This window comes from Micromonospora sp. DT227, from assembly GCF_049841835.1.
Taxonomy (GTDB): Bacteria; Actinomycetota; Actinomycetes; order Mycobacteriales; family Micromonosporaceae; genus Micromonospora.
Window position 1 is genome coordinate 343,705 of the sequence record NZ_JBNCLA010000006.1, and the last position, 26,676, is coordinate 370,380.

Below are 26,676 nucleotides of genomic sequence, written 5' to 3' on the forward strand. Positions count from 1 at the left end.
ACTCCTCCCGCTCAGCTCAACCGGACGCGCGGATCGATCACCGCGTACAGCACGTCGACGACGATGTTGGCGACCACGATGAACACGGCCGCCAGCAGCACGGTCGCCATCACCACCGGCAGGTTGAGGAACTGCACCGCCTCCACGGTGGCCTTGCCGAGGCCCTGGAGGCCGAAGATGGTCTCGGTGATGAAGGTGCCGCCGAGGCTGGTGCCGATGTCCAGCCCGGCGATGGTGACGATCGGGGTGATGGCCGCGCGTAGCGCGTGCCGGGTGTGCACCTGCCGCGCCGACAGTCCCTTCGCCCGGGCGGTACGGACGAAGTCCTCCGACAGCGTCTCCAGCATCTGCGCGCGGGACAGGCGCGCGTAGAGCGCCGAGTTGAGGAAACCCAACGTCATCCAGGGCAGGATCAGTCCGGCCGCCCAGCGGACCGGGTTCTCGGTCAGCGGGGTGTAGCTGGGGAACGGCAGCAGCCCGGTGGAGTAGACGAGCAGGTAGAGCAGGATCAGGCCGAAGAAGTAGACCTGCATGGACGCCCCGGCGAGGGTGATGCCGATGGCGGCCCGGTCGAACGCGGTGCCGCGCCGCAGCGCCGACACCATGCCCAGCGAGATGCCGAGGGCCAGCCAGAGCACGGCGCCGCCGAGGACGATGCTGAACGTCACCGGGGCACGCTGGACGACGATCTCGGTGACCGGCTGGTTGATGCGGAACGAGAAGCCCAGGCAGGGCGCCGGGCAGTCCTGCCGGAAGTCGCCCTCGCCGTAGCTGCGGCCGGCGAAGACGCCGTGGACGAAGTCGGCGTACTGGCGGGGCAGCGGCCGGTCGATGCCGAGCCGCTGTTCGACCTGGGCGATGTCCGCGGCGGTGCAGTTCTTGCCGCACATCACCTTCGCCGGGCTGCTCGGCACCGCGAAGAACAGACCGAACGTGACCAGGCTGACGACGACCAGGGTCAGGACGGCGACGAGCAGTCGCCGGAGCACGAAACGGAGCACGGGAAACACCTCCCCCGGGTGGGGCGGGGGCGACCGGCGTGGCCGCCCCCGCCGACGGTCACTGCTTCACGTGGATCCCGTTGAGCGAGATGATGCCGAACGCGTCGCTGAGGAAGGCGTTGCCGACCTTGGAGCCGTGCAGTTCGTAGGTGGCGTCGTAGTAGCAGGGCACGACCGGGGCGTACTCCTGCATGATGGTGCGGTCGAGGGCCATCCAGCCGGCGTCCTGCTCGGCGGCGGGCCGGCTGCGGACCCGGTCGATCTCCGCGCCGATCGACGGCTCGTTCAGGTACGACAGGTTCTGGTTGCCCTCGGCCACGATCTCCCGGCCGTCGTAGACCGGCGGGATGATCGTCGAGCCGGAGGGAAAGTCCGAGCCCCAGCCGCTGAGGTAGATGTCGTACGGGTTGTTCCGGCGGCCGATCTCGTCGTAGTAGCTGCTGTTGTCGATCGGCTTCATCACGATGTCGAAGCCCATGTCGGTGAGGTTCTTGCGCAACGCCTCGGCCTGCTGGGTGCGCAGCTCCAGGTTGGAGTGGGCGAGCACCAGCTTGGGACGCTTGCCGGCCAACAGCTCGGCGACCTTCGCCCGGTCGCCGGTGACCGGCGCGTTGAACAGGTCGTACTTCTGGAAGCCGGCGGTGGTCGGTGACATCAGCGTGGTCGCCGGGGAGCCGGCGGCCTGCCCGCCGAGCACCTTGAGCAGCGCGTCCTTGTCCACGGCGTAGTTGAGCGCCCGCCGGACGGCCAGGTCGGTGACCCGCTGGGTGTTGATGCTGAGCACCCAGGTGTACTGGGTGGGGCCCTTGACCACCCGGTCGGCGACGCCGGAGCCGGTGGTGCGGGGCAGCACCGACGGCGGCACGTCGGCCCAGCTCAGCGCCGTCTGGTCGGCGGGTCCGTCGGCGACCAGCCGTTCGGAGATCTGGGCCTGCTCCAGCCCGAACGTCACCCGGATCGCGTCCGGGTACGCGTTGCGGATCGGGTCGGTCGCCGCGTCCCAGTGCGGGTTGCGTTCCAACTCCAGCGCCACGTCCCGCTGATAGGACTTCACCCGGTACGGGCCGGACGAGAACGGCCGCAGGTCGTAGTTGGCCCGGGTGTCCTTGGCGGCCGGCACCGGCGCGCTGGTGGGCAGCGCGGCGGCGTACGGCAGGTCGCAGTGCGGCTGCGGGAACGTGAACCGGATCGTCCTGTCGTCGGGGGTCTCGACGCCGTCGGGCATCGGCCGGCCCCCGTCGTACGGTCCCTGGTAGCTCGCGTTGTAGGTGCCGCCCGGGTAGAGCCACTGCTGGATGTAGTGCGGGCCTTCGTTGAGCGCCGGCGCGAACGACCGGGCGATGCCGTGGGCGACGTCCTTGCTGGTCACCGCCGAGCCGTCCTCGTACTTGACGCCGTCGCGGAGGGTGAACTCCCAGACCTTGCAGTCGTCGTTGACGTCCTTGCCGGGGCTGGTCGCCAGGTCGCCGACGAGCAGCAGCTTGCCGCTGCCGTCCTCCTTGTAGCCGTTGAGCGCCCGGTAGAGCTGCCCACCGGTCACCTGTTGCGTGTTGACGTAGTTGCGGGCCGGGTCGAGGTGTTCGAAGTCGGCCGGCTGCATGACGGTCAGCGTGCCGCCCCGGGCGGCGCCGTCGACGGGTTTCGCCGGGCCCTGGTTGTCGGCGGCCTGGTAGGAGATCGAGCCGCTCTGGGTCTTGGTCTGCTGGTCCGCGCCGTCACCGCCGTCGGTGGTGGGGCTGCAACCGGCGGCGACCAGCGCCGCAGCGGCGAGGACGCCGGTCAGTGTCCGGGTTCGGGTACGCACGGAGTGCTCCCTTCCTGCCCGGCGGCCCCCGCCGGCCGGGCATGTGGTGGCCGGGTGGGACTACCGGGTGGAGCGGGGATCCAGCGAGTCGCGCAGCGCGTCACCGAGCAGGTTGAACGCCAGGACCAGCAGGAAGATCGTCAACCCGGGGAACAGGGTGTACCAGGGGTCGCTCGCGACGTAGCCGATGCTGTTGAAGATCATGCGGCCGAGGTCGGGCGTGGGTTCGGTGACGCCGATGTTGACGAAGGCCAGCGCCGCCTCGATGGCGATGAACTGGGGCACCATCAGCGAGACGGTGACCAGGATCGGCGCCCAGATGTTCGGCAGGAGCTGCCGCAGCAGGATGTGCCCGGTGCCGGCGCCGGCGGCGCGGGCCGCCTCGACGAACTCCCGCTCCCGCAGCGAGATCACCTGCCCGCGGACCAGCCGCGCGGTGTACGTCCAGCTGAACAGCCCGAAGGTGGCGACGATCAGGGCCACCCGGAACGCCGGCGACGGGGACTCCCGGTCGGAGTAGAAGCGGTCCTGGAGGATCGGGATCACCGCGAGCGCGAAGATGAGGAACGGGAACGCCAGCGTGAGGTCGACCAGCCAGTTGACGACGCTGTCCAACCAGCCCCGGGCCCAGCCGGCCAACACCCCGACCGCGACTCCGATGACCGAGGCCAGCAGCGCCGAGGCGAACGCGATGAACAGCGACGTACGCAGCCCGTACACCAACTGCAGCGCGATGTCGCGGCCACTGCCGGGTTCCAACCCGAGCCAATGGTCGGCGTTGATCCCGCCGGCATAGCCGATCGGCATTCCGAAATCGTTGAGCCGGTCGACGAACTTGTCCGTGGGATCGATTCCGGTGAGGTGGCCCAGCAGCGGCGCGCCGAGCGCGACCACGGCGGCGACGGCCAGCGTCACGGCGCTGGCCCGGGCCGTGCGGTCCCGCTTCAGCCGCAGCCAGGCGAGCTGGTTGGGGGATCGGCCGACGATCTCCGGGCGACCGGCGACGGTTCCGGCCACCGGTTCCGGAGCGGCCGGGTCGACGGGTGTGGCCACCGACGGCGGATGGGAAAGGTCGCTCATGAGGATCCTCCCGGTGGGCGGAAAACGTCCCTGCCACCTGACGGTAAAGCGTCTGGGAACGGGGAAAAGAATCGTTACGGTAACGGCCGTTCCGGTTGTCGGACATCAACAACGATCCGGCGTACGGAATGCATCGGCGCAATAACGGCGCTATCCGGTTGTCAACCGTTCAGCCATTCGTGCCGCTGACTCTGCAATGCGTTGCCACGGATCACGGCCACGGTTGTCACCCGTTCAGCCATTCCGCGCCCCGGCCGGCGCCGGTCATAACCGTGGCGGTGCCCGCCGTCCGGTTCGCCACCCCCCACGGTCGTGATCACGAGGGGGTCGGTCCGGGCGGATGGGGGTGGGCGGACAATGGGCGCGGGCGGAGCGGGGGATTCGGGGAGGGCGTGGCGATGACCGGAGGGTCGGACGCGGGTGTGGGCCGGGAGCTGCGGGCGGACTGCGCGCGCTGCGCCGGGGTCTGCTGCGTCGCGCCGGCGTTCGCCGCCTCGGCCGACTTCGCCGTCGACAAACCGGCCGGGCAGCCCTGCCCGAACCTGCGCGCCGACTCCCGCTGCGGCATCCACTCCGAGCTGCGCGAACGCGGGTTCCCCGGGTGCACCGTGTTCGACTGTTTCGGCGCCGGCCAGCACCTCACCCAGGGCACGTTCGCCGGCCGCGACTGGCGGACCGATCCGGTCACCGCGCGGCGGATGTTCGACACGTTCGCCGTGTTGCGGCCGTTGCACGAGCTGCTGTGGTACCTGACCGAGGCGGTGCGGATCACCCCACCCGGCCCGCTGCGCGACGACCTGGTCGCGACGCTCGACGAGACGGGCCGGCTCACCGACGGCACGCCCGACGACCTGCTCGCCGTCGACGTCGACGCCCACCGGGGCCGGGTCAACCGGCTGCTGTCGAGCGCCGGCGAGCGGGCCCGGGCCGGCCGCGCCGGCCCCGACCGGCGGGGCGCGACGCTGATCGGCGTCGACCTGCGCCGCGCCGCACTGGCCGGGGCGAACCTGCGCGGCGCCACGCTGATCGGCGCGGACCTGCGCGGCGTACGGCTCGGCGCCGCCGACCTGACCGGCGCCGACCTGCGCGGGGCGGATCTGCGCGGCACCGACCTGAGCGGGTGCCTGTTCGTGCACCAGTCCCAACTCGACGCCGCCCGCGGCGACCACCGCACGCTCCTGCCCGCCGGCCGGCACCGCCCCACCCACTGGTCCCCCACCCCGCTCCCCACCCCCACCCCTCGATCCCGCCGCCGCTTTCGGTGATCAAGGAGTTCGGGTCACCGGGCGCACGCGCCGCCGACGCGAACTCCTTGATCACCGGGGTGGGGGTTTTGGTGGGGGTGGGGCGGGTAGGCGGCGGCACGGGTCGACGCGAACGGGAGGCGCAACGATGGGGTATCGGGCACGCGACGGCGAGGAACCCGTCGACCCGGCGCACGCCGAGGACGCCGCCGGCCAGGCCCGCCTGGTGCAGGTGGCGGCGGACACGGACGTGCCGGCCCCCGCCCCGGACACGCCGGCGCCGGACGAGGTGACCGAGGACGACGGGTCCGGGATGGCCGGCGGAGCGTCCGGCAGCAGCTCGGGCGGCTCGTCGATGCCGACCCACCCCGACGCGGCCCGCTGAACGTTTACCGTCACCGCGGGCGGGCAGGAGTGCGACATGACCAGTGAAGAGTCCTTCGGCCGCGCCGCCGGCGACGAACCCGACGGCGCCACCGCCTACGAGGCGTCCCTACGCCCGCCGGGCGAATCCCTGCACACCACCAACGACACCGGCGACGACTTCGCCGACCTGCCCGCCGAGGACCGCCGCTCGGCGCAGGACACGAGCCGCGCCGGCTACGACGTCGACGCGGTCTCCGGCACCGGCGACCCGGCCGACGAGCCGGAAGAGATCGAGGAGGGCCGGCCGCTGCGCTGAGCCGCGCGCGGGGCGGCCGGTGCGCCGGCCGCCCGCGCCTCGGTCATCCCCCGGTTGGCCAGCGCGTCGGCGCGTTCGTTCTCCGGGTGCCCGTTGTGGCCCTTCACCCACAGCCAGGTGACGTCGTGGCGCGCGCAGGCGGCCTCCAGCCGCTGCCACAGGTCGGCGTTCTTCACCGGCTGTTTCGCGGCGGTGCGCCACCCGTTGCGCTTCCACCCGTCCACCCAGCCGGTGATGCCGTTACGCACGTAGGTGCTGTCGGTGTGCAGCCGCACCGTGACCGGCCGGGTCAGGCTCTCCAACGCCCGGATCGCGGCGGTCAGCTCCATCCGGTTGTTGGTCGTCGGCGTGGCCTCGCCGCCGCACAGCTCCCGCTCGTGCCCGCCCCAACGCAGCAGCGCGCCCCAGCCGCCCGGCCCGGGGTTGCCGCTGCACGCGCCGTCGGTCCAGATCTCCACGACCCGGCCGCTCTCCGCCTCCACCATGCCGGCAACCTACCCGGTACGCCGCCCGACCCGACCGCCCGACCCGCGCGCCCGGGGCCCGGCGGGACCACCCGCGGCGGGTCGCCCGACTAGCGTGCGGAGCCATGACCGCACCCCTGGAGTTCAGCACCCTGTGCAACTTCCGAGACCTCGGCGGCTGGCGTACCGACAACGGTCGCACCGTGGCCCGCGGCCGGCTCTACCGCTCCGACTCCCTGGCCAAACTCGCCGGCGACGACCTGGCCCGGTTCGCGGCGCTCGGCGTCCGCACCGTGATCGACCTGCGTTACCCGTGGGAGATCGCCGACCGCGGCCGGGCACCGGAGAGCCTCGGCGTCACCTGGCACAACCTGAGCATCGAGCACCGCACCTACGTCCAGGCCGACATCGACCCCGACGTGGACCCGTGGCGCTACCTGGCCGACCGGTACGCCGAGGTGGCCGAGGACGGCGTGGTCGAGCTGCGCCGGGCGGTGGAGGTGATCACTTCGCGCGCACCGAACACGCCACCGGGCGGCTGGTCGCCGAGTATCGCCGCGCTGCGCGCCCGGCTGCTCACCGACGACGAAAAACCGCACGACGGCGACGCGACGCTCTGGCAGGCTCGCTCATCGTGGACAATCGCTGGGACGGCCTGCGGGCCGAGGTACGCACCGCGCTCGACGACCTCGTGACCTCCGGGCGGGAGGCCGGCGTGCAGGTGGCCGCGTACCTCGACGGCGCGCCGATCGTCGAGGAGCAGGCCGGGCTCGCTGACACGACCACCGGCCGGCCGATGACCGCCGACACGCCGGTGCACGCGGTCTCCACCGGCAAGGGCCTCACCGCCACCGTGGTGCACGTGCTGGCCGAACAGGGCCGGCTCGACGAGGACCTGCCCCTGGCCCGGGTGTGGCCCGAGTTCGCCCGGCACGGCAAGGACGGCATCACGCTGCGACACGTGCTCACCCACACCGCCGGCCTGCCCGCGCTGCCCGCCGACGTCACCCCCGCCGACTTCACCGACTGGTCCCGGATGTGCGACCTGCTCGCCGACGCGACACCACTGTGGGCCCCCGGCGAGCGGCTGGCGTACCACGCGTGGACGTGGGGCTGGCTGCTCGGCGAGGTGGTCCGCCGGGTCACCGGCAGACCGGTCTCCCAGGTGCTCGCCGAGGAGGTGGCCGGGCCGCTCGGCGTGACCCGGGAACTGTTCCTCGGCGTACCCGACGCGGAGCTGCCCCGGCTGGCCCGGCTGGAGGACGCCGGCCTGTCCGCGCTGATGACCTGGGCCGGTGCGCACCTGCCGCACTTCGACGCGGTGGCCCCGCCCGCGGTCCGCCCGGACACCACGACCGGCAGCGACCCCGACGTGCTGCGCGCCGACGTGCCCTCGGTCGGCACCATGAGCGCCCGCGCGGTCGCCCGGATGTACGCGGCGCTGCTCGGCCCCGTCGACGGCGTCCGACTGATCTCCGCCGAGCGGCTGCGCGCGGTGTCCGCACCGGCCGTCCGCGCCCAGGAGTGGGTGTTCGGGCAGGAGAGCACGTTCGGGCTCGGCTACGCGGTCGACGACGACGGCTCGTTCGGCACCGCCGGCAGCGGCGGCAGCCTCGCGTTCGCGTACCCGGAACTGGGCTTGACCGTGGCGGCGGTCCGCAACCGGCTCGGCGCCGGCGACGGCGACCCGATGGAACGGCTACGAGCGCTGGTGCGCGACCGGGTCACCGAGACCCTGAGCGGGGCGCAGACGGGCGCGTAACCGCCCGGCGGCGTCGCCGAGCACCGCGCCGGTCATCGGCAGCAGCGGGCTGGACCGCATCACCGCCAGATCCTCGGCCGGCGTGGTCACGCCGTCGAGGAACCGCAGCACCCGCTCCGCCGGGTTGCGGTCGAACAGCCGGTCGAAGAACTCCACCCCGGCCACGTGCCCGCGGTCCAGCGCGCGCAACGCCACCGCGTCCATCCACCGGTGCCGACCCGGGTACGCAGGCGCCGGCACCGGCGGCCGGCCCGCCGCCACCGCCCGGGCCACCTGGTCGGCCTGGCGCAGCATCGCGGAGAACGTGAACCCGGTGGACGGGCGCGTCGCCCCGCCGGCGGTGCCCAACCGCACCACCCGGCGGCTCGGCCGAACCACGAACGGACCGTCCGTCATCGGGATCACCCCGTTCTCCACCTCCCGCACCCGCAACGCGCCCAGATCCAGCCCCAGCAGCCCGGCGTAGCCGCGCAACGCCGCGTCGTAGCCGGCGTCGTCGAGCACCGCCGGCCCGAACTCGGTGTACTCGACAAGCGCGAACCGCTCGTCGACCGGCAACACGTACCCGAACGACACCCCGCGGGCCGGCTGCGGCGTGCGGAAGTCCATCAGCACCGCCCGACCCGGGTCGAACGTCGGCCGCTCCGCCGCCAACCACCAGCCCCGGAAGTGCTGCAACCAACTCGTCCGCCCCGGCCGCGACGGCGGGCGCGGCCGGGAGTCCAACACCCAACCGGCGCGCACCAACGCCCGCCCCGACGGGTCGCACACGGTGACCCGCTCCCCGTCGTCACGCAGCTCCCCCGCCGGCGCGGCGATCCGGACCGCGTCCAGCCGCCGCTCCGCCTCGGCAGCCCGGTCGTAGACCGGGGCGGAGCGGACCATGGCGTACCGCAGCGGTGCCAGCGGCAGGACGCGGCGGCCCGCCGCGGTGACCACCTCCACCCGCGACCAGCTCGCGCTCAACAGCGGCTCCAGGTCACCGCCCGGCGTGCCCCAGAACGCCCAGGTGCGGTCCTGGCCCCGCTTGCGGACCGGGTCGACCACCGCGACCCGCACGCCGGTCACCCCGTGCCGGTCCAGGGCGGCCAGGACCAGCGACGCGGCACCGCCGCCGCCGACCAGCGCGAGGTCGACGTCGACCGGGGAGGATGCGGGCATCCGCCCACGCTGTCACACCGGCGGGCAGCGCCGCCGGGGACCCCGCCGCCCGGCGCCGCCGCGCCGCGTAGATTCGGCGGCATGACGCTGCGGGTGGGACTGCTCGGGTACGGCACGGCCGGGCGGGTCTTCCACGCCCCGCTCATCGCCACCACTCCCGGCCTGCGGCTGGACGCGGTGGTGACCCGCGACCGGCAGCGCCGCGCGCAGGCCCAGGCCGACCACCCCGACGCCCGGGTCGTCGACGACGCGGACCACCTGTGGCGGGCCGCCGACCAGCTCGACCTGGTGGTGGTGGCCGCGCCGAACCGGCAGCACGTGCCACTGGCCCGGGCCGCGGTGGCCGCCGGGCTACCGGTCGTGGTGGACAAGCCGCTCGCCCCGACCGGCGCGCAGGGCCGGGCGCTGCTGGCCGACGCCGAAACCGCCTGCGTGCCGCTCACCGTGTTCCAGAACCGACGCTGGGACGGCGACTACCGCACCGTGTGCCGACTGGTCGAGGCCGGCGAACTGGGCCGGGTCACCCGGTTCGAGTCACGGTTCGAACGGTGGCGGCCGACGATCAAACCGGGCTGGCGGGAGAGCGGCGCGCCCGACGACGCCGGCGGCGCGCTGTTCGACCTCGGCGCCCACCTCATCGACCAGGCGGTCCACCTGTTCGGGCCGGTGGAACACGTCTACGCCGAGGTGGACCGGCGGCGGCCCGGCGCCGAGGTGGACGACGACGCGTTCGTCGCGCTCACCCACACCGGCGGCGTGCGCTCGCACCTCTGGACGGGCGCGGTCACCGCGCAGCCCGGCCCCCGCTTCCGGGTGCTCGGCGACCGGGCCGCCTACACGAGCTGGGGCCTCGACCCGCAGGAGGCGGCGCTGCGCGCCGGCCGGCGACCCGACGAACCCGGCTGGGGCGAGATCGACCCGCAACGGTACGGGCGGCTCGGCGCCGACGACGACCTGCGGGCCGTACCCACCGAACCGGGCCGCTACCCGGACTTCTACGCCCAGGTGGCGACCGCGCTGCGCGACGGCACACCGATGCCCGTCGACCCGGCCGACGCGGTCGCCGTGGTCGAACTGATCGAGCTGGCGCACGAGGCCGCCGCGCAGGGCCTCACGCTGCCGGTCCCCCCGCTGCGCTGACCGCCGGCCCGGGCGCCGCCGGGGCCGGCTCGGCGTACGCGGCGGCCACCGTCGCCCGGTCGAACACCCGCCACGTCGCGGCGATCACCACCACCGCCACCACGAACCCCACCCAGTACGGGGCGGTGATCCCGAACCGGGCCGCCACCACGCCACCCAGCAACGCGCCGACACAGTTGCCACCCGCCGCGAGGAACAACGTCGTGCTGCCCACCCGCCCCATCAACGCCGGCGGGGTGAGCCGCTGCCGCAGCGAGTTCGCCACGATGTTCCACAACGCGCTGTGCACGCCGAACGCGAACAACGCGAACCCGACCACCGCCGCGCTGCGCGACGCCGCCAACGCCAGGTGCAGACCGGCCTCCACCAGCAGACCCACCCGCACCGTCCAGGTGGCGGTCAGCGCGGCGATCAACCGGTCGCCGACCACCGAACCGAGCAGCCCGCCGACCGCCATGCAGGTGAACAACACGCCGTACCCGACCGGGCCGAGGCCGAGCCGCTCGGTCGCCAGCAACACCAGCACCGCGACCGCGGCAGTCAGCGTGACGTTCAGCAACCCGATCAGCAGCGCCATGGTCCGCAGCAGCCGCTGCGACGACAACCAACGGAACCCCTCCGCCACCTCCGCCCGCACCGAACGCGCCCCGGCCGCCGCCGGCGCGCCCCGGTACGAACCGGCGAGCAGACCCACCAACACGGCGCTGAGCGCGTACGTGCCGGCGTTCAACGCGAACGGCACGGCCGCCGCCAACACGAACAGGAAACCACCGAGCGGGCCGGCGACCATGTTCTGCATCACCTGGGTGCCGCCGCTCAACCACCCGTTCGCCCGCTCCAGCCGGGCCCGCGGCACCACCGCCGGCAGCACCGCCTGCGCCGCGGTGCGGAACACCACCTCACCGGTGTTCACCACGAACAACACCACGTAGAGCAGCGCCACCCCGGCCCGACCCGCCAGCATCGCCGCGGCCAACGCGACAAGCGCGCCGACGCGTACCCAGTCGATGAGCACCATCAGCCGGCGCCGGTCCACCCGGTCGGCCAGCACCCCGCCGGGCAACGCGAACAGCAGCCACGGCAACCACGACACCGCCGCGCCCGCGGAGACCACCAGCGGATCGTCGGTCCGCGCCGCCACGTACAGCGGAGCAGCCACCGTGGCCGTGCCGCTGCCCAACGCCGACAGCGTGCTCGCGGCCCACAGGCGGGCGAAGCGCCCGTCCAGCCGTTCCCCCGTCACGAAGCGGCAAGCTACCAGCGACGGGCCGCCCCGCCGAGCGGTTTAAGGCCGGGCCCCCTGTTGACGCCTCCAGTAGAGACGGGGCCCCACCTCACACGTGGGCGTGCTCTCGTTAGGACGCGGGCCGGTCGGGGTACCTGCGGGCGACGACCGGGCCGGCCCGGTGAACCCGACCGGTGCGACCAAGGTGAGGTACGAACATGCGGAACTGGGTGCGGGCCGCCGCCGGGCGGGTACGCCGGGACTGGGTGTCGGTGGTCGAGGCGACCGTGGCCGCCACCGTCGCCTGGGTCCTCGCCGCCCGGGTGATCGGCCACCCCGATCCGTTCTTCGCCCCGTCCGCCGCGCTCGTGGTGCTCGGCGAGACCCGGGGCAAGCGACTGCGGCAGACCATCGAGATCCTGCTCGGGGTGGCCGCCGGCATCCTGGTGGCCGACGTCGTCGTGCAGGCCCTCGGCCCGACCACCACCACCGTGTTCCTGGTCCTGGGCTGCACCCTCGGGCTGATGGTGGTGCTCGGCGCGAGCACCACGCTGACCGTGCAGGCCGCCGTCTCGGCGTTGTACCTGGTCGTGGTGGCCGCGCCGAAGGGCAGCCTGATGCCGTTCCGGTTCGTCGACGCGCTGATCGGCGGCGCGGTGGCGATCGCGGCCAGCCAGTTGATCGTCGCCCGGGACCCGCTCGCGCCGCTGGTGGCCGAGGCCCGGCAGACCTTCACCGACCTGGCCGACCTGCTCGACCGGATCAACGACGCGCTGCGCCGGTGCGACGAGGACGCCGCCCGGGCGGCGCTGGAGCGGGCCCGCCAGGTGGACGACTGCGTGGATCGGCTGCGCGAGGCGGTGGCGGCCACCGGTGAGACGTTGCAACTTCGGGTCCGCCGCCGCCGGCACATCGGCCAGGTCCGGGAGGTCGAGGCCACCACCCGGCAACTCGACTACGCCGCGCGCAACATCCGGGTACTGGCCCGCGCCGGGGTGCACCTGACCCGGCTGCACACCGCCACCCCACCCGAACTGGCCCTGGCGATGAACGAACTCGCCGACGCGCTCCGCGCCGCCGGCGAGGCCATGGTGCACAGCCTGACCGGCGACGAGGACGCGACCGAGTGCGCCGAACGGGCCGACGCCGCCGCCCTGGAGGCGGTCCGGATCGCCGCGCAGTTGTTCGAGTCCCAGCCGCCCCTGCCCCTCATCATGATCATCGGGCAGATCCGGGCCACCGCCATCGACCTGCTGCGCGCGGTCGGCACCGACGACCCGGTCCTCGGCCGGGTCGACGAGGCCCTCGGCCTGCCGGAGTCACCCACCCCGCCGGGCGCCGACGGCCCGCCGGCGCCTCGCGCCGACCCCGGGACGGCGCCGACGACAGTGGCGGCATGACATCAGTCGGCCTCGTCGAGGGTGGGGATCGGCAGCGCGACCGGGTCGCCGGGACCGCCCGCCGGGACCGAGTGCGGCGGCGCCGGCCGGTCCACCACCGGTCGCCGCGAGTACAGCCGCCCCTGGCCGGCCGGACCGTTACGGCGGGACACCTCGACCGCCACCATCCGGATCGGCGCGGGCGGCGCGGTGAACCCGGGTACGCCCCAGCGCAACCAGATCGGGACGCGCCCGGCCCCGGCCTCGGCCAGCAGCTTCTCCACGGTCCGTCGACGGTCGGTGTGATCGACCTCGACGACGACCGGCGGACGGTCCGGCCGGGCGCAGGCGACGTCGAGCACCGACTGCCGCCCGGACAGCGGCGGCGGCAACGGCACCACGCTCGCCGCCCGGCGGTAGACCCGCCAACCCTCGCCGGTCGCCCACTCGGCCACGGCGTCGACCAGCCGGGCGGTCACCTGGTCGGTGGTCAGATCCACGAAGGTCAGCCCGTCGAGTCGGTGCGCGAGGGACGCGGCCACCCGCTCGCCGTCCAGCCCCAGATCCATGCCCGCAGGCTAGCGTGCGGCCGACCCGCCGACCCCTGCGGAGCGCGCCCCCGAGAAGCGGCCGGCGTCCACCCCCGGGATGTCCAGGTCACCGAGTGTTGAGGCGGGCGGCCTGGCGGATCAGGTGGTCACGCTCGGCCAGATTGGTCGCCCGACGAGCGGCCTCGGCGTAGAGGCGGGCCGCCGTCGACCGGTCACCGTCGCGTTCGTGCAGGTACGCGGCCACCGCCGCGTGCCGGGGCAGCGCCTCGTCCAGCGCCGCGAGCGCGGCCAGCCCGGCCCGCGGACCGTCCGCCTCGCCGACGGCGACCGCCCGGTTGAGCCGTACCACCGGGCTGTCGGTCAGGCGCACCAGCTCGTCGTACCATTCCACGATCTGCACCCAGTCGGTCTCCGCCGCGGTGGGCGCGTCGGCGTGCAGCGCCGCGACGGCGGCCTGGGCCTGGAACTCACCCAGCCGGTCGCGGGCCAACGCCGCCTGAAGGATCCGCACCCCCTCGGCGATCAGGCCGGTGTCCCAGCGACGGCGGTCCTGCGCGGCCAGCGGCACCAGACTGCCGTCCGGCGCGGTCCGGCTGGCCCGGCGGGCGTGGTGCAGCAGCATGAGGGCGAGCAGCCCGGCCACCTCGGGATGGTCGATGGCGGCGGCGAGTTGTCGGGTGAGTCGGACCGCCTCGGCCGCCAGGTCGACGTCGCCGGAGTAGCCCTCGTTGAACACCAGGTAGAGCACGCGCAGCACGGTGGCGACATCACCGGGCTGGTCGAACCGGACGCCGGACACGGTGCGCTTCGCGCGGCTGATCCGCTGCGCCATGGTCGCCTCCGGCACCAGGTAGGCCCGGGCGATCTGCCGGGTGGTGAGCCCGCCGACCGCACGCAGGGTGAGCGCCACCGCGGACGACGGGGTCAGCGACGGATGCGCGCAGAGGAAGTAGAGCCGGAGCGTGTCGTCGACCCCGGGCACCGGCCCGGGCGCCGGCTCCTCGTCGACGGCGTCCTCGCGCCGACGCCGGGCGGCGTCGGCGCGGGCCGTGTCGAGGAACCGGCGCCAGGCCACGGTGACCAGCCACGCCTTCGGCTCGCGCGGCGGGTCCGCCGGCCAGACGCGGAGCGCTTCGACCAGGGCGTCCTGCACGGCGTCCTCGGCCGTCGCGAAGTCGGCTCCGCGACGGACGAGGACGCCGAGGACGCCCGGGATGAGGCTGCGCAGCAGCACCTCGTCCATCGGTCGGGTCACTCCGTGATGGTGGGCGGCGCGGTCAGGAACGGGCGCAGCTCCAGCCACTCGCGGATTGGCTTGCCGCCCTGCCCCGGCGCGGCGGACAACTCCGCGGCCAGGTCGAGGGCGCGTTCGTGGCTGTCCACGTCGATCACCATCCAGCCGGCGATGAGGTCCTTCGTCTCGGCGAACGGACCGTCGGTGACCGGCGGGCGACCCTCGCCGTCGTAGCGCACGAACGTGCCCTCCGGGGCGAGCGCCTGCGAGTTGACGAACTCGCCGGTCTCCTCGAGGCGGGCCGCGAAGTCCTTCATGTACTGCACGTGCGCGGTCACCTCCTCCGGCGTCCACCGGTCCAGCAACGGCATGTCGGTGACCGGGGTCGGGCCGCCACGGTAGTGCTTCAGCAGCAGGTACTTCGCCATGATGGGTCTCCTCGGTGCGGGTGCGGCCCATTCTGGCCGCGTCCACCCCGGGGACGGAGCCGGCCGCCGGTTCTCGACATCGGGGTCGGAAACTTTCCGTCCGCACTTCTCCTCACCCTGTCGTGTCTTCTACCGCGACACGGTCGCCGACGTCACACCCCGTAGGGCATCCTAGGATCCTGGATTGAGGATCGGGTCGGGGTCGCCCACCCCCGTGCCGGCGACCCCGACCCGACGTTCAGTCGGCGGCGGTCCGCCGCAGCCCGGGCACCAGCACGGCGCCGGCCACCAGGTGCAGCACCAGCAGGGTCACCGTCGCCGGTCCACCCGCTCCCCCGCCCAGCGGACCGAGCAGGGACAGCAGCAGCACCAGCGCCGCGACCACGGTCCAGACGGCCCTGGCCCGCCCGGTGAAGCGCTCCAGCAGGGCCAGCAACGCCCAACCGGCCAGGCCGGCGAGCAGCGTGCTGACCGCGACGGCGAACGGCGTGACGCGCTGCTCGCCGGCACCGCTGCGCGCCACCAGCTCCACCCCGGCCAGCGGCACCGCGACGACCCAGCCCAGCAGCGTGGCGACGGTGGCGGCGAGCACGGTGAGCAGCCGGTCACGGCGACGGGCCGGACGGACGGTGGCGCTCGGGATCGTGGTCTCCATCGGTGCGTACCTCCCGCTCGGATCTTCTGGTGAAACGCTAGGTCCGGCCGGGCACCGCGCGGATCACGCCGGAGAGCGGTTCCCGCCTCCGTCCCGGGACCCAGCGCCCTGCCGCATCTCCGTCTCCCGGCCGATGAACGGCGGTGGTCCGACGGCCTAGCATCCGGGGCATGAGGTGCCCGTCCCGGTCCCGGTCCGTGCTGCTGCTGATCGACGGCGGCATCGCCGCCGTCGTGTTCGGCGTGTCGCTGCTCGTGCTGCTGACGTCGGACACCCGCCCGACCACGCCGGGCGGCACCGCCGTCGCGGTCGGCCTCGCCGCGTGGCAGGCCAGCTGTCTGCTGTGGATCCGCTACCGACCCGGGTACGCGCTCGCGATGGCCGCGGCGGCCGGCGTGGGCCTGGAGGCGCTCTGCCCGGCGCTGGGCTGGCTCGGGCTGGTGGCCGCGCCGCTGTCCTACGTGGCCCGGCTGCGGCCGCCCCGGTTCTCGCTTGTCGGGCTCGGCCTGCTGCTGGCGCCCACGCCGTGGAAGCTGGTCACCGGTGACTGGCGGGACCTGCTGCTCGCGGTGACGGCGCTCGGCCTGAGCTGGTCGGTCGGCGAGTTGCTGCGCGCCCGGGAACAACGGCGCTGCGAGTGGGAGCGGCAGGTCCGCGCACGGGAACGGGAGCGGATCTCCCGCGAGCTGCACGACGTGGTCGCCCACCACGTGGCGGTGATCGCCGTGCAGGCCGTCGCCGCCGAGGACGTCTTCGACGAGCAGCCGGCGCAGGCGCGCGCCGCGCTCGGGTCCATCCACACGGCGGCCCGGTCCGCGCTCACCGAGCTGCGCGCCATGCTGCACGCGTTGACCGCCGACGACGGGACCGACCCGAACGGGCCGCAGCCCGGGCTGGCCCAACTCGACGCGCTGGTCGAGGCCGTGCGGGCGGTGGGGTTGCCGGTGACGCTGCACCGGGCGGGCGACTGCGGGAAGCTGCCCGGCGGGGTGCAGCTCTCGGCGTACCGGATCGTGCAGGAGTCGCTGACCAACGCGCTGCGGCACGGGCACGCCACCCGGGCCGACGTCGACGTCCGGTACGACGACGGGGTGCTGCGGCTCGAGGTGGTCAACGACGGCTCGCCGCCGGCCCGCCGGCCCGGGACGACGGGTGGACGCGGCATCGTCGGCATGCGGGAACGGGCCCGGCTGCTCGGCGGCACCCTCGACGCCGGCCCGCTGCCGACCGGCGGTTTCCGGGTGCACGCGCGACTGCCGGTCGGCGCGGCCCGGTGAGCGCGAGGAGCGAGCCGGGGTTGCGAGCCCCGCGGTCGCGAACGGAAGGAGATCCCGTGAGCGCGAGGAGCGAGCCGGGGTTGCGAGCCCCGCAGTCGCGAACGAAGGAGATCCCGTGAGCGCGAGGAGCGAGCCGGCCGGCGAGCCCCGCGGTCGCGAACGGAAGGAGATCCGGTGACCGTGCGCGTGGTGGTCGTGGACGACCAGGAGCTGATCCGCGCCGGGCTGCGTACGGTGCTCGACGCGCGAGCCGACCTGACCGTGGTCGGCGAGGCCGCGGACGGCGTGGAGGCGGTGGCGGTGGCCACCCGGACCCGGCCCGACGTGGTGCTGATGGACGTACGGATGCCCCGGCGGGACGGCATCGCCGCCACCCGGGAACTGGTGGCCGCCGGCAGTCCGGCCCGGATCGTCATGCTCACCACGTTCGACGTCGACGAGCACGTCTACGCCGCGCTGCGCGCCGGGGCGAGCGCCTTCCTGCTCAAGGACACCCGCCCGGCGGATCTGGCCGAGGCGGTACGGGTGGTGGCCCGGGGCGAGGCGCTGCTGGCGCCGACGGTGACCCGGCGGCTGCTGGACCGGTTCGCCGACCGGCTGCCCGGTCCGGCGCCCACCGTCGAGCGGGCCCTCGCCGCGTTGACCGCCCGCGAGGTGGAGGTGCTCACGCTGACCGCCCGTGCGCTGTCCAACGCGGAGATCGCCGAGCGGCTGCATGTGAGCACCGCGACCGTGAAGACCCATGTCTCCGCGATTCTCACCAAGCTGGGCCTGCGGGACCGGATCCAGGCGGTGGTTCTCGCGTACGACGTCGGGCTGGTCCGGCCGGAGCGGCCGGCCGGCTGAGTCGCGCCGGGCGCGCGGCGGCGCTCACCTCGCGCGGCGCGGCTCGGCGTTTTGTCCGCCGCGGCGCCGCGTGTGCCGGCATGTCCGCCGTCCGGTGGCGGGAGGGGGGACACCGGACGGCAACGAAGATTTCTCAATTACCCCCAGTGACCGCCGCAACCCTCCTAGTGTTGGCCACACCGGTGCTCGTCACGGAGTTGGCCACCCGAACGACGTCCCACGCAGACAGCGGACGAAAAGTGAGGGAAGACGCGGATGAAGGCACAGTCAATTCTCGGATCGGCGGCGGTCGGCGTGGGTCTCGGCGCACTGCTGCTCCCGGCCGCCGCGCTGGCGGACACCAGAGTCTCTCCCGCCACCACCCCGGTCGGCGGCACGGTAGTGCTCACCTCGACGTGCAACCCGAAGGCCGGTGACGCGATCTTCCGGGTCACCGGGCCGGACCGGGATCAGAACGTCAGGTCCACCACGGCCGCGGCCGGCGGCGGGCTGAGCGCGGAACTGTTCACCGCCGGGTTCACGCTCGGCACGTACACGGTGGCCACGACCTGCGGCGACGGCAGCGACGGCGGCAGCGCCACGTTCACCGTCACCCCGATCGGCGGCGCGCAGGCCGGCGCCGGCGGCCGGGACGGCGACACCGGAGTGCTGGTCGCGGGCGGCGCGCTGGCCGCCGGTGCGCTCGCCGGCGGGGCGTACGTCCTGGTCCGTCGCCGGCGCCGGGCCGGCGTCACCGCCTGACAGCTCGTCGAGTGGGTCGCCCGCGCCGGTCCGTCCGGCGCGGGCCCCGCGTCCTCGCCGGACGGAGGTAGGACCCTGTCCCCAGCAGAGCGTCGGGCGGGTGGGCCGTCGCGGGCCCGCACCGCCGCCGTCGTCACCGCCGTCACCCTGGCCGGGGCCACCGGCGCCGGGCTGCTTTCGGCCGGTCTCGGCAGCACCTCGGCATCGCCCCCTCAACCGGGCGCGTCCGCCGCGCCGGCCACCGAGCGCCCCGGCTCCGCCGGTCCGGCACTCCCCCGCGCGGCACCGCTGCGGGTGGTCATCCCCCGCATCGGCGTCGACGCCGAGATCGTCGCGGTGGCCACCGACGACGACGGCGCGCTGGAGGTGCCGCCGCTGGAGCACCCGGAGGTCGCCGGCTGGTACCGGCCCGGGCCGGCGCCCGGCCAGGCCGGCAACGCGGTGCTGGTCGGGCACGTCGACTCCACCCGCGGGCCGGCGGTCTTCTTCGACCTCGGCCGGCTGCGTCCCGGCGACACCGTCCGGGTGGTCCGGGCCGACGGCCGGACCGCGGCGTTCACCGTGGACGGTGTCGGCGCGTACCCCAAGGCGCGTTTCCCCACCGAGCGGGTGTACGGCGGCGGCGCGGCGGCCCGGCTGCGGCTGATCACCTGCGGCGGTCGGTTCGACCCGCGCACCGGCAGCTACCCCGACAACATCGTGGTCTTCGCCACCGCCGCCGGTTGACCCGGCCCGGGCCCCACCGCCGCACCGCCGGGCCGTACGGTAGGCCGTCGGTTTCCCGGCGGGCGGAGGTGTGCGGTGGACCGGATCCAGTGGCGGGAACGGCTGCCCGGCCTCGTCGGGCGCCTGCTCGGACGCGACCGTCCGGTGGCCGGGGAGCGTCCACGCCGGACCAACCCGGACGCGGTGGTCGACTGCGCGGTCTACGTCGCCGGGCGGCGGGAACCGGGCCGGCCGCACTACGCCGACGCGTACGCCCGGGCCCGCCACGGCCGCCGCGCGTTCGTGTGGCTCGGGTTGCACGAGCCGGGCGCGGCGGTGATGGCCGCGGTCGGCCGGACGTTCGGTCTCGACGAGGCGGCGGTGGAGCAGGCGCTCGCCGACGGGCACCGGCCCACCGTGCGGCGCCTCGGCGACGTGACGCTGCTGGTGCTGCGCAGCGCCGGCTACGTCGAGCACGGCGAGCTGACCGCCACCTCGGAGGTGGTCGACACCGGGGACGTGCTGGTGTTCCTCGGCGACCGCTTCGCGCTGACCGTCCGGCACGGCGCCACCGGCGCGCTCGCCCCGGTGCGCGAGGCGGTGCAGCGCCGCCCCGACGTGCTGGCCCAGGGACCCTGGGCGGTGGCGTACGCGGTCTGCGCCCGGATGGTCGAGCTGTACGGGGAGGTCGCCGAGCACCTGGAACGTGATCTGGAACGGGTCGAGGAGAGCGTCTTCGCCCGCGAGCACGGCGCCGACATCCAGCACCTCTACCAGCTCAAACGGGAGGTGGTCGAGTTCAAGCGGGCGGTGCTGCCGTTGAGCGCCCCGCTGCGCGCGCTGCTGGACCCGTCCGACGCCGGCCCGCCGACCGCGCTGCGGTCCCGGTTCGCCGCGGTGGCCGACGACCTGGCCCGGGTGGTCGAGCGGATCGGCGCCTACGACGAGTTGCTCACCTCGCTGGTCCAGTCCCGGCTGGCGCAGCTCGCGGTGGAACAGAACGACGACATGCGCAAGATCGCGTCGTGGGCGGCGATCGCCGCCTCGCAGACCGCCGTGGCCGGCGTGTACGGGATGAACTTCGCGCACATGCCGGAGCTGCACTGGCGGTACGGCTACGGTGGCGCGCTGCTGCTCATGGCGACGCTGGCGGTGACGCTGCACCGGTTGTTCCGCCGCTCCGGCTGGCTCTGACCGGCCGTGTTCACCGCGGTTCGGGCGGTGTGCCGGGCCCGGCCGCGGCCCGGAGCAGGCCGGTGAGACCCTCCTCGAACAGCAGGTCGTCGCTCCACCGGCCGTCGTCGAGGTGACCGGAGGCGGTCAGCGTCGGATAGGCGTCGGCGCTCGCCGCCACGTGGGCGCGGGCGGCGGCCCGCGCGTCGGGGTGCGCGGTCCGGCGCCAGGTGGCCTCGGTCAGCGACGCGCCGATGACGTAGTTGGCCAGCATCCGGGTGACGACCGCGAGCTGACGGCCGTGGCAACCGCCGCGCACCAGCGTGGCCTGGAGGAACTCGGTGCGGGCCAGCACGTTGGGGCCGAGCATCGGCCGGCCGACAAGCCCCGGCGCCCAGGGGTGGTCGAGCATCACGGCGCGCCACGCGCGGACGAGAGCCCGGACGTCGTCGCGCCAGTCGTCGCTGACCGGCGGGACCGGCACCTCGCCGAAGATCCGGTCGACGGCCAGGTCCAGGACGTCGTCCCGGGTCCGCACGTGCCAGTAGAGCGCGGTGGGCGTCACGTCGAGGCGCTCGGCGAGGCGGCGCATCGTCAGCCCGTCGACGTCGTGCCGGTCCAGGAGGGAGACCGCCGCGTCCACGATGTGCTCCCGGGTCAGCGGCGGTCTGCGGCGCGCCCGGGTCGGCTCCGTCCGGAGCCACACCGGCGGCTGGGTGGCGGTCACGACGCCATCATAACCAGTGGACAGCCAACTTAACGACGGTAAATTGGCTGAACATCGACTGAGGAGGTCCACCGTGCCTCTGCTGCGCGTCCAGCTCGACACCGACCCGACCACCGCCCGCCGCGTGCTGCTCCTGCACCGCCAGGGCAAGGCCCATCACGAGTCGCGGGAGGCGGCCCGGCAGCAGGTGTGGCGTCAGGGCCGCACCCCCGCCGGCGAGCCGTTCTTCGTCGGCGTCACCAACGGCCGCCGCCACCTACGGTTGCTCTACGACGTCGAGGTCCATGTCGACACGGTCCCGTGAGCTGTCGCCGGACGGGTGGCGTGCCTACGCACCGCCGGCCGGCGGCGGACGGGCCGGCGGTGGACGGGCCGGCGGTCAGCCGAGCGGCCGGGACAGGTCGGCCAGCTCGGCGTCGAGCAACTCGGCCAGCCGTGCCACCCGGCCCGGGTCCGACGCCGCGGTGATGCCACGGCTGGGCATCTCCACGGTCATCAACAGATAAAGGTGCAGCCGGTAGAGGGCGAGCCGCCGCCGCACCGCCGCGTCGAACGGAAACGGCGCCACCGCCCGGTACGCCCGCACCAGCGGATCGTCCGGCTCGTCCTCGGCGCGGCGGAACAGCAGCGGCGAAACCAGGTCCAGCAGCGGATCGCCCCACAGGTACCGTTCCCCGTCGACCAGGCCGCTGAGTCGGGGCGTACCGTCCGGGCCCTCGACCGCCAGCACGTTGCCCGCCCAGCCGTCCACGTGCAGCAGCGCCGGGCGGCGGACCGCGTCGAGGACTGCCGCGTGCCGGGCGACCGACGCCCGGATCCGGGACGTGGGCAGCGGCACCGCCCAGTCCGCCGCGTCGGCGAGCAGGTCGTCCACCATCGCGAGGTACGCGCCCCGCCAGGTGGAAGCGGCGGCCCGCCCACCGTCGTAGCCGTACCGCCCGTTGTCGTCGTATCGTCTGCCGTCGCCGTGCCGTCCGTCGGGCACGGCGTGCAGGGCGGCCAGCGCGCGGCCGAACTCCGCCCGCAGCGGGGCGACGTCCACGCCGGCCCGGGTCAGGTCCCACAGGGTACGGCCGGGCAGGCGCGCCGTGAGCAGCCAGTCGCCCAGCTCGGGATGGCGTCCGTGGTGCAGCAGCGGCGGCACCGGCACTGCCGGCGCGCGGTCGGCCACCAGCCGTAGGTAACGCGCCTCCGCCCAGATCATGTCGCGCTCGTAGCGCAGCAGTGGCACGCCCGGCGGTGGGCCGACCTTGAGCACCACCTCACGCCCGTCGGTGAGGCGTACCCACCAGACCGCGGCGAACCCGCCACCGGTCAGCGGACCGCAGGCCGCGACCTCGCCGGCCGGCCCGAGCGAGGCGGTCAGGTAGTGGCGGACCTGCTCCGGGTCGAGGTCGCGCCGGGTCGGACTGCCACTCATGGTGCCTCGGACACTAGTGCGCCGCTCCAGCCCCCGCTGCCCCGCGCCGCCCCCGTGCACCTCCGGCCTGAGGTAAGGAAGGGGCCCCGCTTAACGCATCCGGTAGAGGAGGGCGCCCCGCTTGACATGCCGGTGTTAAACAGGGCCCCCTGCTTGCCCCTGTCGGCGGCGGGTGAGAATCGGGGGATGGCGAAACGGAACACCGCCTGCCCGTGCGGGACGAGCCGGCCGTACGAGGACTGCTGCGCCCCGGTACACCGGGGTGTCGCGACGGCGGCCACCGCCGAGGCGTTGATGCGGTCCCGGTTCAGCGCGTTCGCGCTCGGCGACGCCGACTACCTGCGGCGCAGTTGGCACTCCGGCACCCGGCCCGATCGGCTGGAGCTGGACCCGGGCACCCGGTGGACCCGGCTGGAGGTGGTGGAGACCGGGCAGGGCGGCCTGTTCGACAGCACCGGCACGGTGCGGTTCCGGGCCCACTACCGGGAGGGTGGCCGACCCGGCGTGCTGACCGAGCACAGCCGCTTCGCCCGGGAGGACGGCCGGTGGGTCTACGTCGACGCGCTGCCCGGGTAACGATGCCGGCGCGCCGGCCCACGCGTGTTAAGCGGGGCCCCCTGTTATGCAGAATGCGTTAACTGGGGGCCCCGCCTTACACCTCAGGCGAGGGCGCGGGCGGCGGCGACGACGGCGGGCACGCCGATGCCGGCGCGGTCGAGCTGCTGGGTCGGGGTGCCGGAGCCGGGCAGTCCGCGTACCGCGAGGTGCTGGACGCGCACCGGGTCGGCCCGGTCCGCCAGCGCCTCCAGCACGGCCGAGCCGAGCCCGCCCTCGGGGTAGTGGTCCTCGACCACCACGAGCCGGCCGCCGGTGTCCCGCGCGGTCTCCAGCAGGCGTTCCCGGTCGACCGGCTTGATCGAGTAGAGGTCGACGACCCGGGCGTCGATCCCCTCCCGGGTCAGCTCGTCGGCGGCGGCCAGGCAGACGTGCACGGTGACGCCGGTGCCGAGCAGCGCCACGTCGGCGCCGTCGCGTACCACCCGGCTGCCGCCGATCGGGAACGCCTCGCCGTGCTCGTAGAGCACCGGGTACGCGCCGCGGGTGGTGCGCAGGTAGCTGACGCCGGGCCGGTCCGGCAACTGGGCGACCAGCGCCGCGCAGGAGATCGCGTCGGACGGGCACAGCACCGTGGAGCCGGGGACCGCGCGCAGCGCGGCGATGTCCTCCAGCCCCATCTGGGAGGGCCCGTCCGGGCCGATCTCCACGCCGGCGTGCGAGCCGATCAGGGCGATGTCGGCGCGGGAGACGCCGGCCATCCGGATGAAGTCGTAGGCGCGGGACCAGAACGCGGCGAACGTGGCCGCGAACGGCCGCCGGCCACGGACCGCCAGGCCCACGGCGGCGGCGACGAGCTGCTGCTCGGCGATGAACATCTGGAAGAACCGATCGGGGTACGCGTCGGCGAAGCGCTCGGCCCGGGTGGAGTCGGCGACCTCGCCGTCGAGCGCGACCACGTCCGGCCGGGCGGCGCCGAGCGCGCGCAGCGCGTCCCCGTACGCGTCCCGGGTGGCGACCTTCGCGCCGCGCTCGTAGCGGGGCAGCTCCGGCTGTCCGGGCTCGGCCGGGGTGGCGCGTGGCGCGGCGGGCGGGCGTGGCCCGGTGACCCGGATCCGGGTCGGTCCGCCGAGCGCCCGCACCGCCCGGTCGGCCAGCTCGGGGTCGAACGCCTTGCCGTGCCAGGACGGGTCGTCCTCGACCTCGGGCACGCCCTTGCCCTTGACGGTGCGGGCCAGCACCACGGTCGGGCCGGTGGCGTCCCGGGCCTGCCGGTACGCGTCGTCGACCGCGCCGAGGTCGTGGCCGTCGACGACGATCGCCCGGCAGCCGAACGCCTCGACCCGCCGACGGTAGGTGTCCAGGTCCCACTCCAGTTCGGTCGGGCCGCGCTGGCCGAACCGGTTGACGTCGACGATCGCGGTGAGGTTGCGCAGGCCGTAGTGGCCGGCCTTGTCCAGCGCCTCCCAGACCGAGCCCTCGGCCGTCTCGCTGTCGCCGCAGAGCACCCAGACGTGGGCGGTCGACCGGTCGAGGTACTGGGCGGCGAGCGCCACGCCCACCCCGACCGGCAGGCCCTGGCCGAGCGAGCCGGTGGCGACGTCCACCCAGGGCAGGACCGGGGTGGGGTGGCCCTGGAGACGCGACCCGGCGCGGCGGTACGTCTCCAGCAGCTCCTGCTCGCTGATCGCTCCGACGGCCCGGAACACCGCGTACAGCAGTGGCGAGGCGTGGCCCTTGGAGAAGATCAGGTGGTCGTTGCCGGGGTTGCCCGGGTAGGACCAGTCGTAGCGCAGGTGCCGGGCGACCAGCACGGCGAGCAGGTCGGCGGCGGAGAGGCTGGAGGTGGGGTGGCCGGAGCCGGCCATGGTGCTGCACCGGATCGCGTCCACCCGTAGCTGGGCTGCCAGCTCCGCCAGCCCGCTGAGGTCCTCGTCGCGCAGCGTGCGCTCTGCTTCCAGGGTCACCGCAATCGTCTCCCGCGGTCGGTCGGGTCCGCCACTCACCGTAGTGGCGAATGCGGCTGTTGTTCCTTTTTCCCGCGAGTCACCCCCCGTCCGGTGAGCAACCAGAACGCCACCCCCAGGTACGGCAGCACGGCCACCGCGAACGCGGCCGGGTTGCCGAGCGCACCGGCGAGCAGGCCGTACCCGGCGTAGCAGGCGACGGTGGTCAGGTCGGTGGCCATGCCGGCCAGCGAGGTGACCGTGGCCCGGGCGTCGCCGGTGATCCGCGCCTGCAACCGCGCGTCGGCGAGCACGGTGGCGAGCTGGAACGCGGCGAACGCGACAGCCAGCAGCAGGAACCCGGCCGGGTGGCGCAGCAACGCCCCGGCCGCCGTCGCCACCGCCGCGACCACCAGCAGGCCGGCGTACCCGCGGTGCGACAGCCGCTCGCCCAGCGGGGCGAGCAGCCCACCCACGCTCATCCCGCCCCACACCAGCAGGAGCAGCAGCGGCACGGCCGCCTCGGCGACGCCGGTGTCGCGGGCCAGCAGCCCGGTGTACTCGTCGAGTCCGCCCCAGATCGCCGCCACGGCGGCGACCAGCAGCACGGCGGCGCGGACCGCGCGGTCGGCCCGCACCTCGGCCAGCCCGCCGCGCAGGCTCTCCCGCCAGCCGGGCTCGTCGTCGGCCGCGTCCCCGCCCGGGCCGGCGCCGGAGGCGGTCTCTCCCAGGCCGCCACCGGGGGCGCTCTCCCCCGGGCCGGCGCCGGCCGGTGCCGGTCGGTCGGCCATCGGCGCGGTGGCCGGTGCCCGGCGCTCCGGCAGGCGTGCCGCGACGGCGGCGGCGAGCAGGCAGGTCAGCACGCTTGCCGCACCGACCGCGAGGTAGCCGCCGAGCGCGAACACCGGGCCGGCGAGCACCCCGGAGCCGACCGCGCCGAGCACCTCGGCGGTGCGGGCGCGACCGATCAGGCGGGCGTACCGGTCGGCCGCGCCGAGACGGTCCAGCTCGGTGAAGACCAGCGCCTCCAGCGCGCCGGAGCGCAGCGCGCCGCCCGCGCCCCAGAGCAGGAAGCCGACGGCGAACGCCGGGTACGACGGCAGCAGCACCCAGAGCGCGAAGCCTGCGGCGGTGAGCAGCGGCGCCAGGCAGAGCAGCAGCCGCCGGGACAGCGCGTCGGCCCACGCGCCGGACGGGATCTCCAGCAGGATGCCGGCGGCCGACCAGAGGACGAACAGTGAGGAGATCTGCCCGACCGACAGCCCGGTGTCGGCGAACAGCAGGACGTAGAGCGGGTACAGCAGGACGAGGTCGGTGAGGAACGCGTAGCCGTAGAGCGTCGCCGCCAGTCGGCGGGTCGCGGGCACGCGGGCAGGAGCGACGAGCATGGGGCCTTCCCACGGGACGTGACGGACACCGGTCGGAGTGCACGGTGTCCGCGGCGGCCCGCGGCCTCGTCGGTCAGGAGGGGATCAC

General features: G+C 74.5%; 28 protein-coding genes. 14 read left to right on the forward strand and 14 right to left on the reverse strand.

Annotation, left to right across the window (positions count from 1 at the left end; all coding sequences use genetic code 11):
• Window positions 1-11 precede the first annotated feature (11 nt).
• Genes ACLQ2W_RS22345 through ACLQ2W_RS22355 form a run of 3 tightly spaced genes read right to left on the reverse strand, consistent with a single transcriptional unit; the run spans window position 12 to window position 3,885 of the window.
• Window positions 12-1,001 carry an ABC transporter permease gene (locus ACLQ2W_RS22345; protein ID WP_425788289.1) on the reverse strand — a complete coding sequence of 330 codons (990 nt, stop codon included), beginning with the start codon at window positions 999-1,001 and terminating at the stop codon, window positions 12-14.
• A gap of 58 nt (window positions 1,002-1,059) precedes the next feature.
• Window positions 1,060-2,805 carry an ABC transporter substrate-binding protein gene (locus tag ACLQ2W_RS22350; RefSeq protein WP_425788291.1) on the reverse strand — a complete coding sequence of 582 codons (1,746 nt, stop codon included), beginning with the start codon at window positions 2,803-2,805 and terminating at the stop codon, window positions 1,060-1,062.
• Window positions 2,806-2,865: 60 nt separating this feature from the next.
• Window positions 2,866-3,885 (reverse strand): ABC transporter permease, encoded by a 1,020-nt coding sequence (locus ACLQ2W_RS22355; protein ID WP_425788293.1) that lies wholly within the window; start codon window positions 3,883-3,885, stop codon window positions 2,866-2,868.
• A gap of 398 nt (window positions 3,886-4,283) precedes the next feature.
• Between ACLQ2W_RS22355 and ACLQ2W_RS22360 the strand changes: the two genes are divergently transcribed.
• The 3 genes from ACLQ2W_RS22360 to ACLQ2W_RS22370 all read left to right on the forward strand — a co-directional run bounded on the left by ACLQ2W_RS22360 (window position 4,284) and on the right by ACLQ2W_RS22370 (window position 5,811).
• A complete protein-coding gene (locus tag ACLQ2W_RS22360; protein ID WP_425788295.1) occupies window positions 4,284-5,150 on the forward strand; it encodes a pentapeptide repeat-containing protein in 867 nt (288 codons plus the stop codon).
• A 127-nt stretch (window positions 5,151-5,277) separates the two neighbouring features.
• Window positions 5,278-5,514 (forward strand): preprotein translocase YidC, encoded by a 237-nt coding sequence (locus tag ACLQ2W_RS22365; RefSeq protein WP_281941412.1) that lies wholly within the window; start codon window positions 5,278-5,280, stop codon window positions 5,512-5,514.
• A gap of 36 nt (window positions 5,515-5,550) precedes the next feature.
• Entirely contained in the window at window positions 5,551-5,811 is a 261-nt protein-coding gene (locus ACLQ2W_RS22370) for a hypothetical protein (RefSeq protein ID WP_107158031.1), read from the forward strand.
• Here the strand turns inward: ACLQ2W_RS22370 and rnhA are convergent.
• Entirely contained in the window at window positions 5,730-6,296 is a 567-nt protein-coding gene (gene rnhA / locus ACLQ2W_RS22375) for a ribonuclease HI (protein ID WP_107158032.1), read from the reverse strand. The two genes, ACLQ2W_RS22370 and rnhA, sit on opposite strands and share 82 nt — an antisense overlap.
• A 104-nt stretch (window positions 6,297-6,400) precedes the next feature.
• Here rnhA and ACLQ2W_RS22380 point away from each other — a divergent pair, with 104 nt between their 5' ends.
• The gene (locus ACLQ2W_RS22380; RefSeq protein WP_425788298.1) at window positions 6,401-6,970 is read left to right on the forward strand and encodes a tyrosine-protein phosphatase; all 570 of its coding nucleotides are present in this window, start codon (window positions 6,401-6,403) and stop codon (window positions 6,968-6,970) included.
• Entirely contained in the window at window positions 6,910-8,037 is a 1,128-nt protein-coding gene (locus ACLQ2W_RS22385) for a serine hydrolase domain-containing protein (RefSeq protein ID WP_425788300.1), read from the forward strand. The genes ACLQ2W_RS22380 and ACLQ2W_RS22385 overlap by 61 nt, the downstream gene beginning before the upstream one ends.
• Here ACLQ2W_RS22385 and ACLQ2W_RS22390 read toward each other — a convergent pair.
• A complete protein-coding gene (locus ACLQ2W_RS22390; RefSeq protein WP_425788302.1) occupies window positions 7,975-9,198 on the reverse strand; it encodes a lycopene cyclase family protein in 1,224 nt (407 codons plus the stop codon). The genes ACLQ2W_RS22385 and ACLQ2W_RS22390 overlap by 63 nt on opposite strands.
• An 81-nt stretch (window positions 9,199-9,279) precedes the next feature.
• Here ACLQ2W_RS22390 and ACLQ2W_RS22395 point away from each other — a divergent pair, with 81 nt between their 5' ends.
• Window positions 9,280-10,338 carry a Gfo/Idh/MocA family oxidoreductase gene (locus ACLQ2W_RS22395; RefSeq protein ID WP_425788304.1) on the forward strand — a complete coding sequence of 353 codons (1,059 nt, stop codon included), beginning with the start codon at window positions 9,280-9,282 and terminating at the stop codon, window positions 10,336-10,338.
• On the opposite strand, the gene ACLQ2W_RS22400 is transcribed toward ACLQ2W_RS22395, so the two are convergent.
• Window positions 10,310-11,581, reverse strand: a complete 1,272-nt coding sequence (locus ACLQ2W_RS22400; RefSeq protein ID WP_425788306.1) for an MFS transporter — start codon at window positions 11,579-11,581, stop codon at window positions 10,310-10,312. The genes ACLQ2W_RS22395 and ACLQ2W_RS22400 overlap by 29 nt on opposite strands.
• A 200-nt stretch (window positions 11,582-11,781) precedes the next feature.
• Between ACLQ2W_RS22400 and ACLQ2W_RS22405 the strand changes: the two genes are divergently transcribed.
• Window positions 11,782-12,963, forward strand: coding sequence for an FUSC family protein (locus ACLQ2W_RS22405; protein WP_425788308.1), 1,182 nt, complete (start codon window positions 11,782-11,784; stop codon window positions 12,961-12,963).
• 2 nt (window positions 12,964-12,965) lie between these two features.
• On the opposite strand, the gene ACLQ2W_RS22410 is transcribed toward ACLQ2W_RS22405, so the two are convergent.
• The 4 genes from ACLQ2W_RS22410 to ACLQ2W_RS22425 form a co-directional block, all read right to left on the reverse strand.
• A complete protein-coding gene (locus ACLQ2W_RS22410; protein WP_425788310.1) occupies window positions 12,966-13,511 on the reverse strand; it encodes a hypothetical protein in 546 nt (181 codons plus the stop codon).
• Between the two features lie 88 nt (window positions 13,512-13,599).
• Entirely contained in the window at window positions 13,600-14,736 is a 1,137-nt protein-coding gene (locus tag ACLQ2W_RS22415; RefSeq protein ID WP_425788492.1) for an RNA polymerase sigma factor, read from the reverse strand.
• An 8-nt stretch (window positions 14,737-14,744) separates the two neighbouring features.
• A complete protein-coding gene (locus ACLQ2W_RS22420; RefSeq protein WP_425788312.1) occupies window positions 14,745-15,155 on the reverse strand; it encodes a YciI family protein in 411 nt (136 codons plus the stop codon).
• 238 nt (window positions 15,156-15,393) lie between these two features.
• A complete protein-coding gene (locus ACLQ2W_RS22425; RefSeq protein WP_425788314.1) occupies window positions 15,394-15,810 on the reverse strand; it encodes a DUF6069 family protein in 417 nt (138 codons plus the stop codon).
• 170 nt (window positions 15,811-15,980) lie between these two features.
• On the opposite strand from ACLQ2W_RS22425, the gene ACLQ2W_RS22430 reads away from it, so the two are divergent.
• The 5 genes from ACLQ2W_RS22430 (at window position 15,981) to ACLQ2W_RS22450 (ending at window position 20,573) form a co-directional block, all read left to right on the forward strand.
• The gene (locus ACLQ2W_RS22430) at window positions 15,981-17,087 is read left to right on the forward strand and encodes a sensor histidine kinase (RefSeq protein ID WP_425788316.1); all 1,107 of its coding nucleotides are present in this window, start codon (window positions 15,981-15,983) and stop codon (window positions 17,085-17,087) included.
• A 174-nt stretch (window positions 17,088-17,261) separates the two neighbouring features.
• A complete protein-coding gene (locus ACLQ2W_RS22435; protein ID WP_425788318.1) occupies window positions 17,262-17,933 on the forward strand; it encodes a response regulator in 672 nt (223 codons plus the stop codon).
• A 255-nt stretch (window positions 17,934-18,188) separates the two neighbouring features.
• The gene (locus ACLQ2W_RS22440; protein ID WP_281941438.1) at window positions 18,189-18,674 is read left to right on the forward strand and encodes a hypothetical protein; all 486 of its coding nucleotides are present in this window, start codon (window positions 18,189-18,191) and stop codon (window positions 18,672-18,674) included.
• Window positions 18,675-18,749: 75 nt separating this feature from the next.
• Window positions 18,750-19,400, forward strand: a complete 651-nt coding sequence (locus tag ACLQ2W_RS22445; protein ID WP_425788494.1) for a class F sortase — start codon at window positions 18,750-18,752, stop codon at window positions 19,398-19,400.
• Between the two features lie 75 nt (window positions 19,401-19,475).
• Complete coding sequence (locus ACLQ2W_RS22450; RefSeq protein ID WP_425788320.1) at window positions 19,476-20,573, forward strand: magnesium and cobalt transport protein CorA; 1,098 nt, start codon at window positions 19,476-19,478, stop codon at window positions 20,571-20,573.
• Window positions 20,574-20,583: 10 nt separating this feature from the next.
• On the opposite strand, the gene ACLQ2W_RS22455 is transcribed toward ACLQ2W_RS22450, so the two are convergent.
• On the reverse strand, window positions 20,584-21,279 hold the full coding sequence (locus tag ACLQ2W_RS22455; protein WP_425788322.1) for a TetR/AcrR family transcriptional regulator: 696 nt from the start codon (window positions 21,277-21,279) through the stop codon (window positions 20,584-20,586).
• A gap of 73 nt (window positions 21,280-21,352) precedes the next feature.
• Here ACLQ2W_RS22455 and ACLQ2W_RS22460 point away from each other — a divergent pair, with 73 nt between their 5' ends.
• A complete protein-coding gene (locus ACLQ2W_RS22460; protein WP_425788324.1) occupies window positions 21,353-21,583 on the forward strand; it encodes a hypothetical protein in 231 nt (76 codons plus the stop codon).
• Between the two features lie 75 nt (window positions 21,584-21,658).
• Here the strand turns inward: ACLQ2W_RS22460 and ACLQ2W_RS22465 are convergent, their stop codons facing one another.
• Complete coding sequence (locus ACLQ2W_RS22465) at window positions 21,659-22,699, reverse strand: phosphotransferase family protein (RefSeq protein ID WP_425788326.1); 1,041 nt, start codon at window positions 22,697-22,699, stop codon at window positions 21,659-21,661.
• Window positions 22,700-22,885: 186 nt separating this feature from the next.
• On the opposite strand from ACLQ2W_RS22465, the gene ACLQ2W_RS22470 reads away from it, so the two are divergent.
• Window positions 22,886-23,275, forward strand: a complete 390-nt coding sequence (locus ACLQ2W_RS22470; RefSeq protein WP_425788328.1) for a YchJ family protein — start codon at window positions 22,886-22,888, stop codon at window positions 23,273-23,275.
• 83 nt (window positions 23,276-23,358) lie between these two features.
• On the opposite strand, the gene ACLQ2W_RS22475 is transcribed toward ACLQ2W_RS22470, so the two are convergent.
• Window positions 23,359-25,221 (reverse strand): transketolase, encoded by a 1,863-nt coding sequence (locus ACLQ2W_RS22475; RefSeq protein ID WP_425788330.1) that lies wholly within the window; start codon window positions 25,219-25,221, stop codon window positions 23,359-23,361.
• Window positions 25,222-25,256: 35 nt separating this feature from the next.
• A complete protein-coding gene (locus tag ACLQ2W_RS22480; protein ID WP_425788332.1) occupies window positions 25,257-26,588 on the reverse strand; it encodes an MFS transporter in 1,332 nt (443 codons plus the stop codon).
• Window positions 26,589-26,676: the final 88 nt, after the last annotated feature.

What these genes read in the sequence shown, in the direction of transcription:
- rnhA (WP_107158032.1), bottom strand. Translation starts at nt 6,296, where the DNA reads ATGGTGGAGGCGGAGAGCGGCCGGGTCGTGGAGATCTGGACCGACGGC.
- ACLQ2W_RS22390 (WP_425788302.1), bottom strand. Translation starts at nt 9,198, where the DNA reads ATGCCCGCATCCTCCCCGGTCGACGTCGACCTCGCGCTGGTCGGCGGC.
- ACLQ2W_RS22465 (WP_425788326.1), bottom strand. Translation starts at nt 22,699, where the DNA reads ATGAGTGGCAGTCCGACCCGGCGCGACCTCGACCCGGAGCAGGTCCGC.
- ACLQ2W_RS22365 (WP_281941412.1), top strand. Translation starts at nt 5,278, where the DNA reads ATGGGGTATCGGGCACGCGACGGCGAGGAACCCGTCGACCCGGCGCAC.
- ACLQ2W_RS22395 (WP_425788304.1), top strand. Translation starts at nt 9,280, where the DNA reads ATGACGCTGCGGGTGGGACTGCTCGGGTACGGCACGGCCGGGCGGGTC.
- ACLQ2W_RS22380 (WP_425788298.1), top strand. Translation starts at nt 6,401, where the DNA reads ATGACCGCACCCCTGGAGTTCAGCACCCTGTGCAACTTCCGAGACCTC.
- ACLQ2W_RS22480 (WP_425788332.1), bottom strand. Translation starts at nt 26,588, where the DNA reads ATGCTCGTCGCTCCTGCCCGCGTGCCCGCGACCCGCCGACTGGCGGCG.
- ACLQ2W_RS22360 (WP_425788295.1), top strand. Translation starts at nt 4,284, where the DNA reads ATGACCGGAGGGTCGGACGCGGGTGTGGGCCGGGAGCTGCGGGCGGAC.
- ACLQ2W_RS22355 (WP_425788293.1), bottom strand. Translation starts at nt 3,885, where the DNA reads ATGAGCGACCTTTCCCATCCGCCGTCGGTGGCCACACCCGTCGACCCG.
- ACLQ2W_RS22440 (WP_281941438.1), top strand. Translation starts at nt 18,189, where the DNA reads ATGAAGGCACAGTCAATTCTCGGATCGGCGGCGGTCGGCGTGGGTCTC.
- ACLQ2W_RS22420 (WP_425788312.1), bottom strand. Translation starts at nt 15,155, where the DNA reads ATGGCGAAGTACCTGCTGCTGAAGCACTACCGTGGCGGCCCGACCCCG.
- ACLQ2W_RS22415 (WP_425788492.1), bottom strand. Translation starts at nt 14,736, where the DNA reads ATGGACGAGGTGCTGCTGCGCAGCCTCATCCCGGGCGTCCTCGGCGTC.
- ACLQ2W_RS22410 (WP_425788310.1), bottom strand. Translation starts at nt 13,511, where the DNA reads ATGGATCTGGGGCTGGACGGCGAGCGGGTGGCCGCGTCCCTCGCGCAC.
- ACLQ2W_RS22430 (WP_425788316.1), top strand. Translation starts at nt 15,981, where the DNA reads ATGAGGTGCCCGTCCCGGTCCCGGTCCGTGCTGCTGCTGATCGACGGC.
- ACLQ2W_RS22470 (WP_425788328.1), top strand. Translation starts at nt 22,886, where the DNA reads ATGGCGAAACGGAACACCGCCTGCCCGTGCGGGACGAGCCGGCCGTAC.
- ACLQ2W_RS22425 (WP_425788314.1), bottom strand. Translation starts at nt 15,810, where the DNA reads ATGGAGACCACGATCCCGAGCGCCACCGTCCGTCCGGCCCGTCGCCGT.
- ACLQ2W_RS22405 (WP_425788308.1), top strand. Translation starts at nt 11,782, where the DNA reads ATGCGGAACTGGGTGCGGGCCGCCGCCGGGCGGGTACGCCGGGACTGG.
- ACLQ2W_RS22370 (WP_107158031.1), top strand. Translation starts at nt 5,551, where the DNA reads ATGACCAGTGAAGAGTCCTTCGGCCGCGCCGCCGGCGACGAACCCGAC.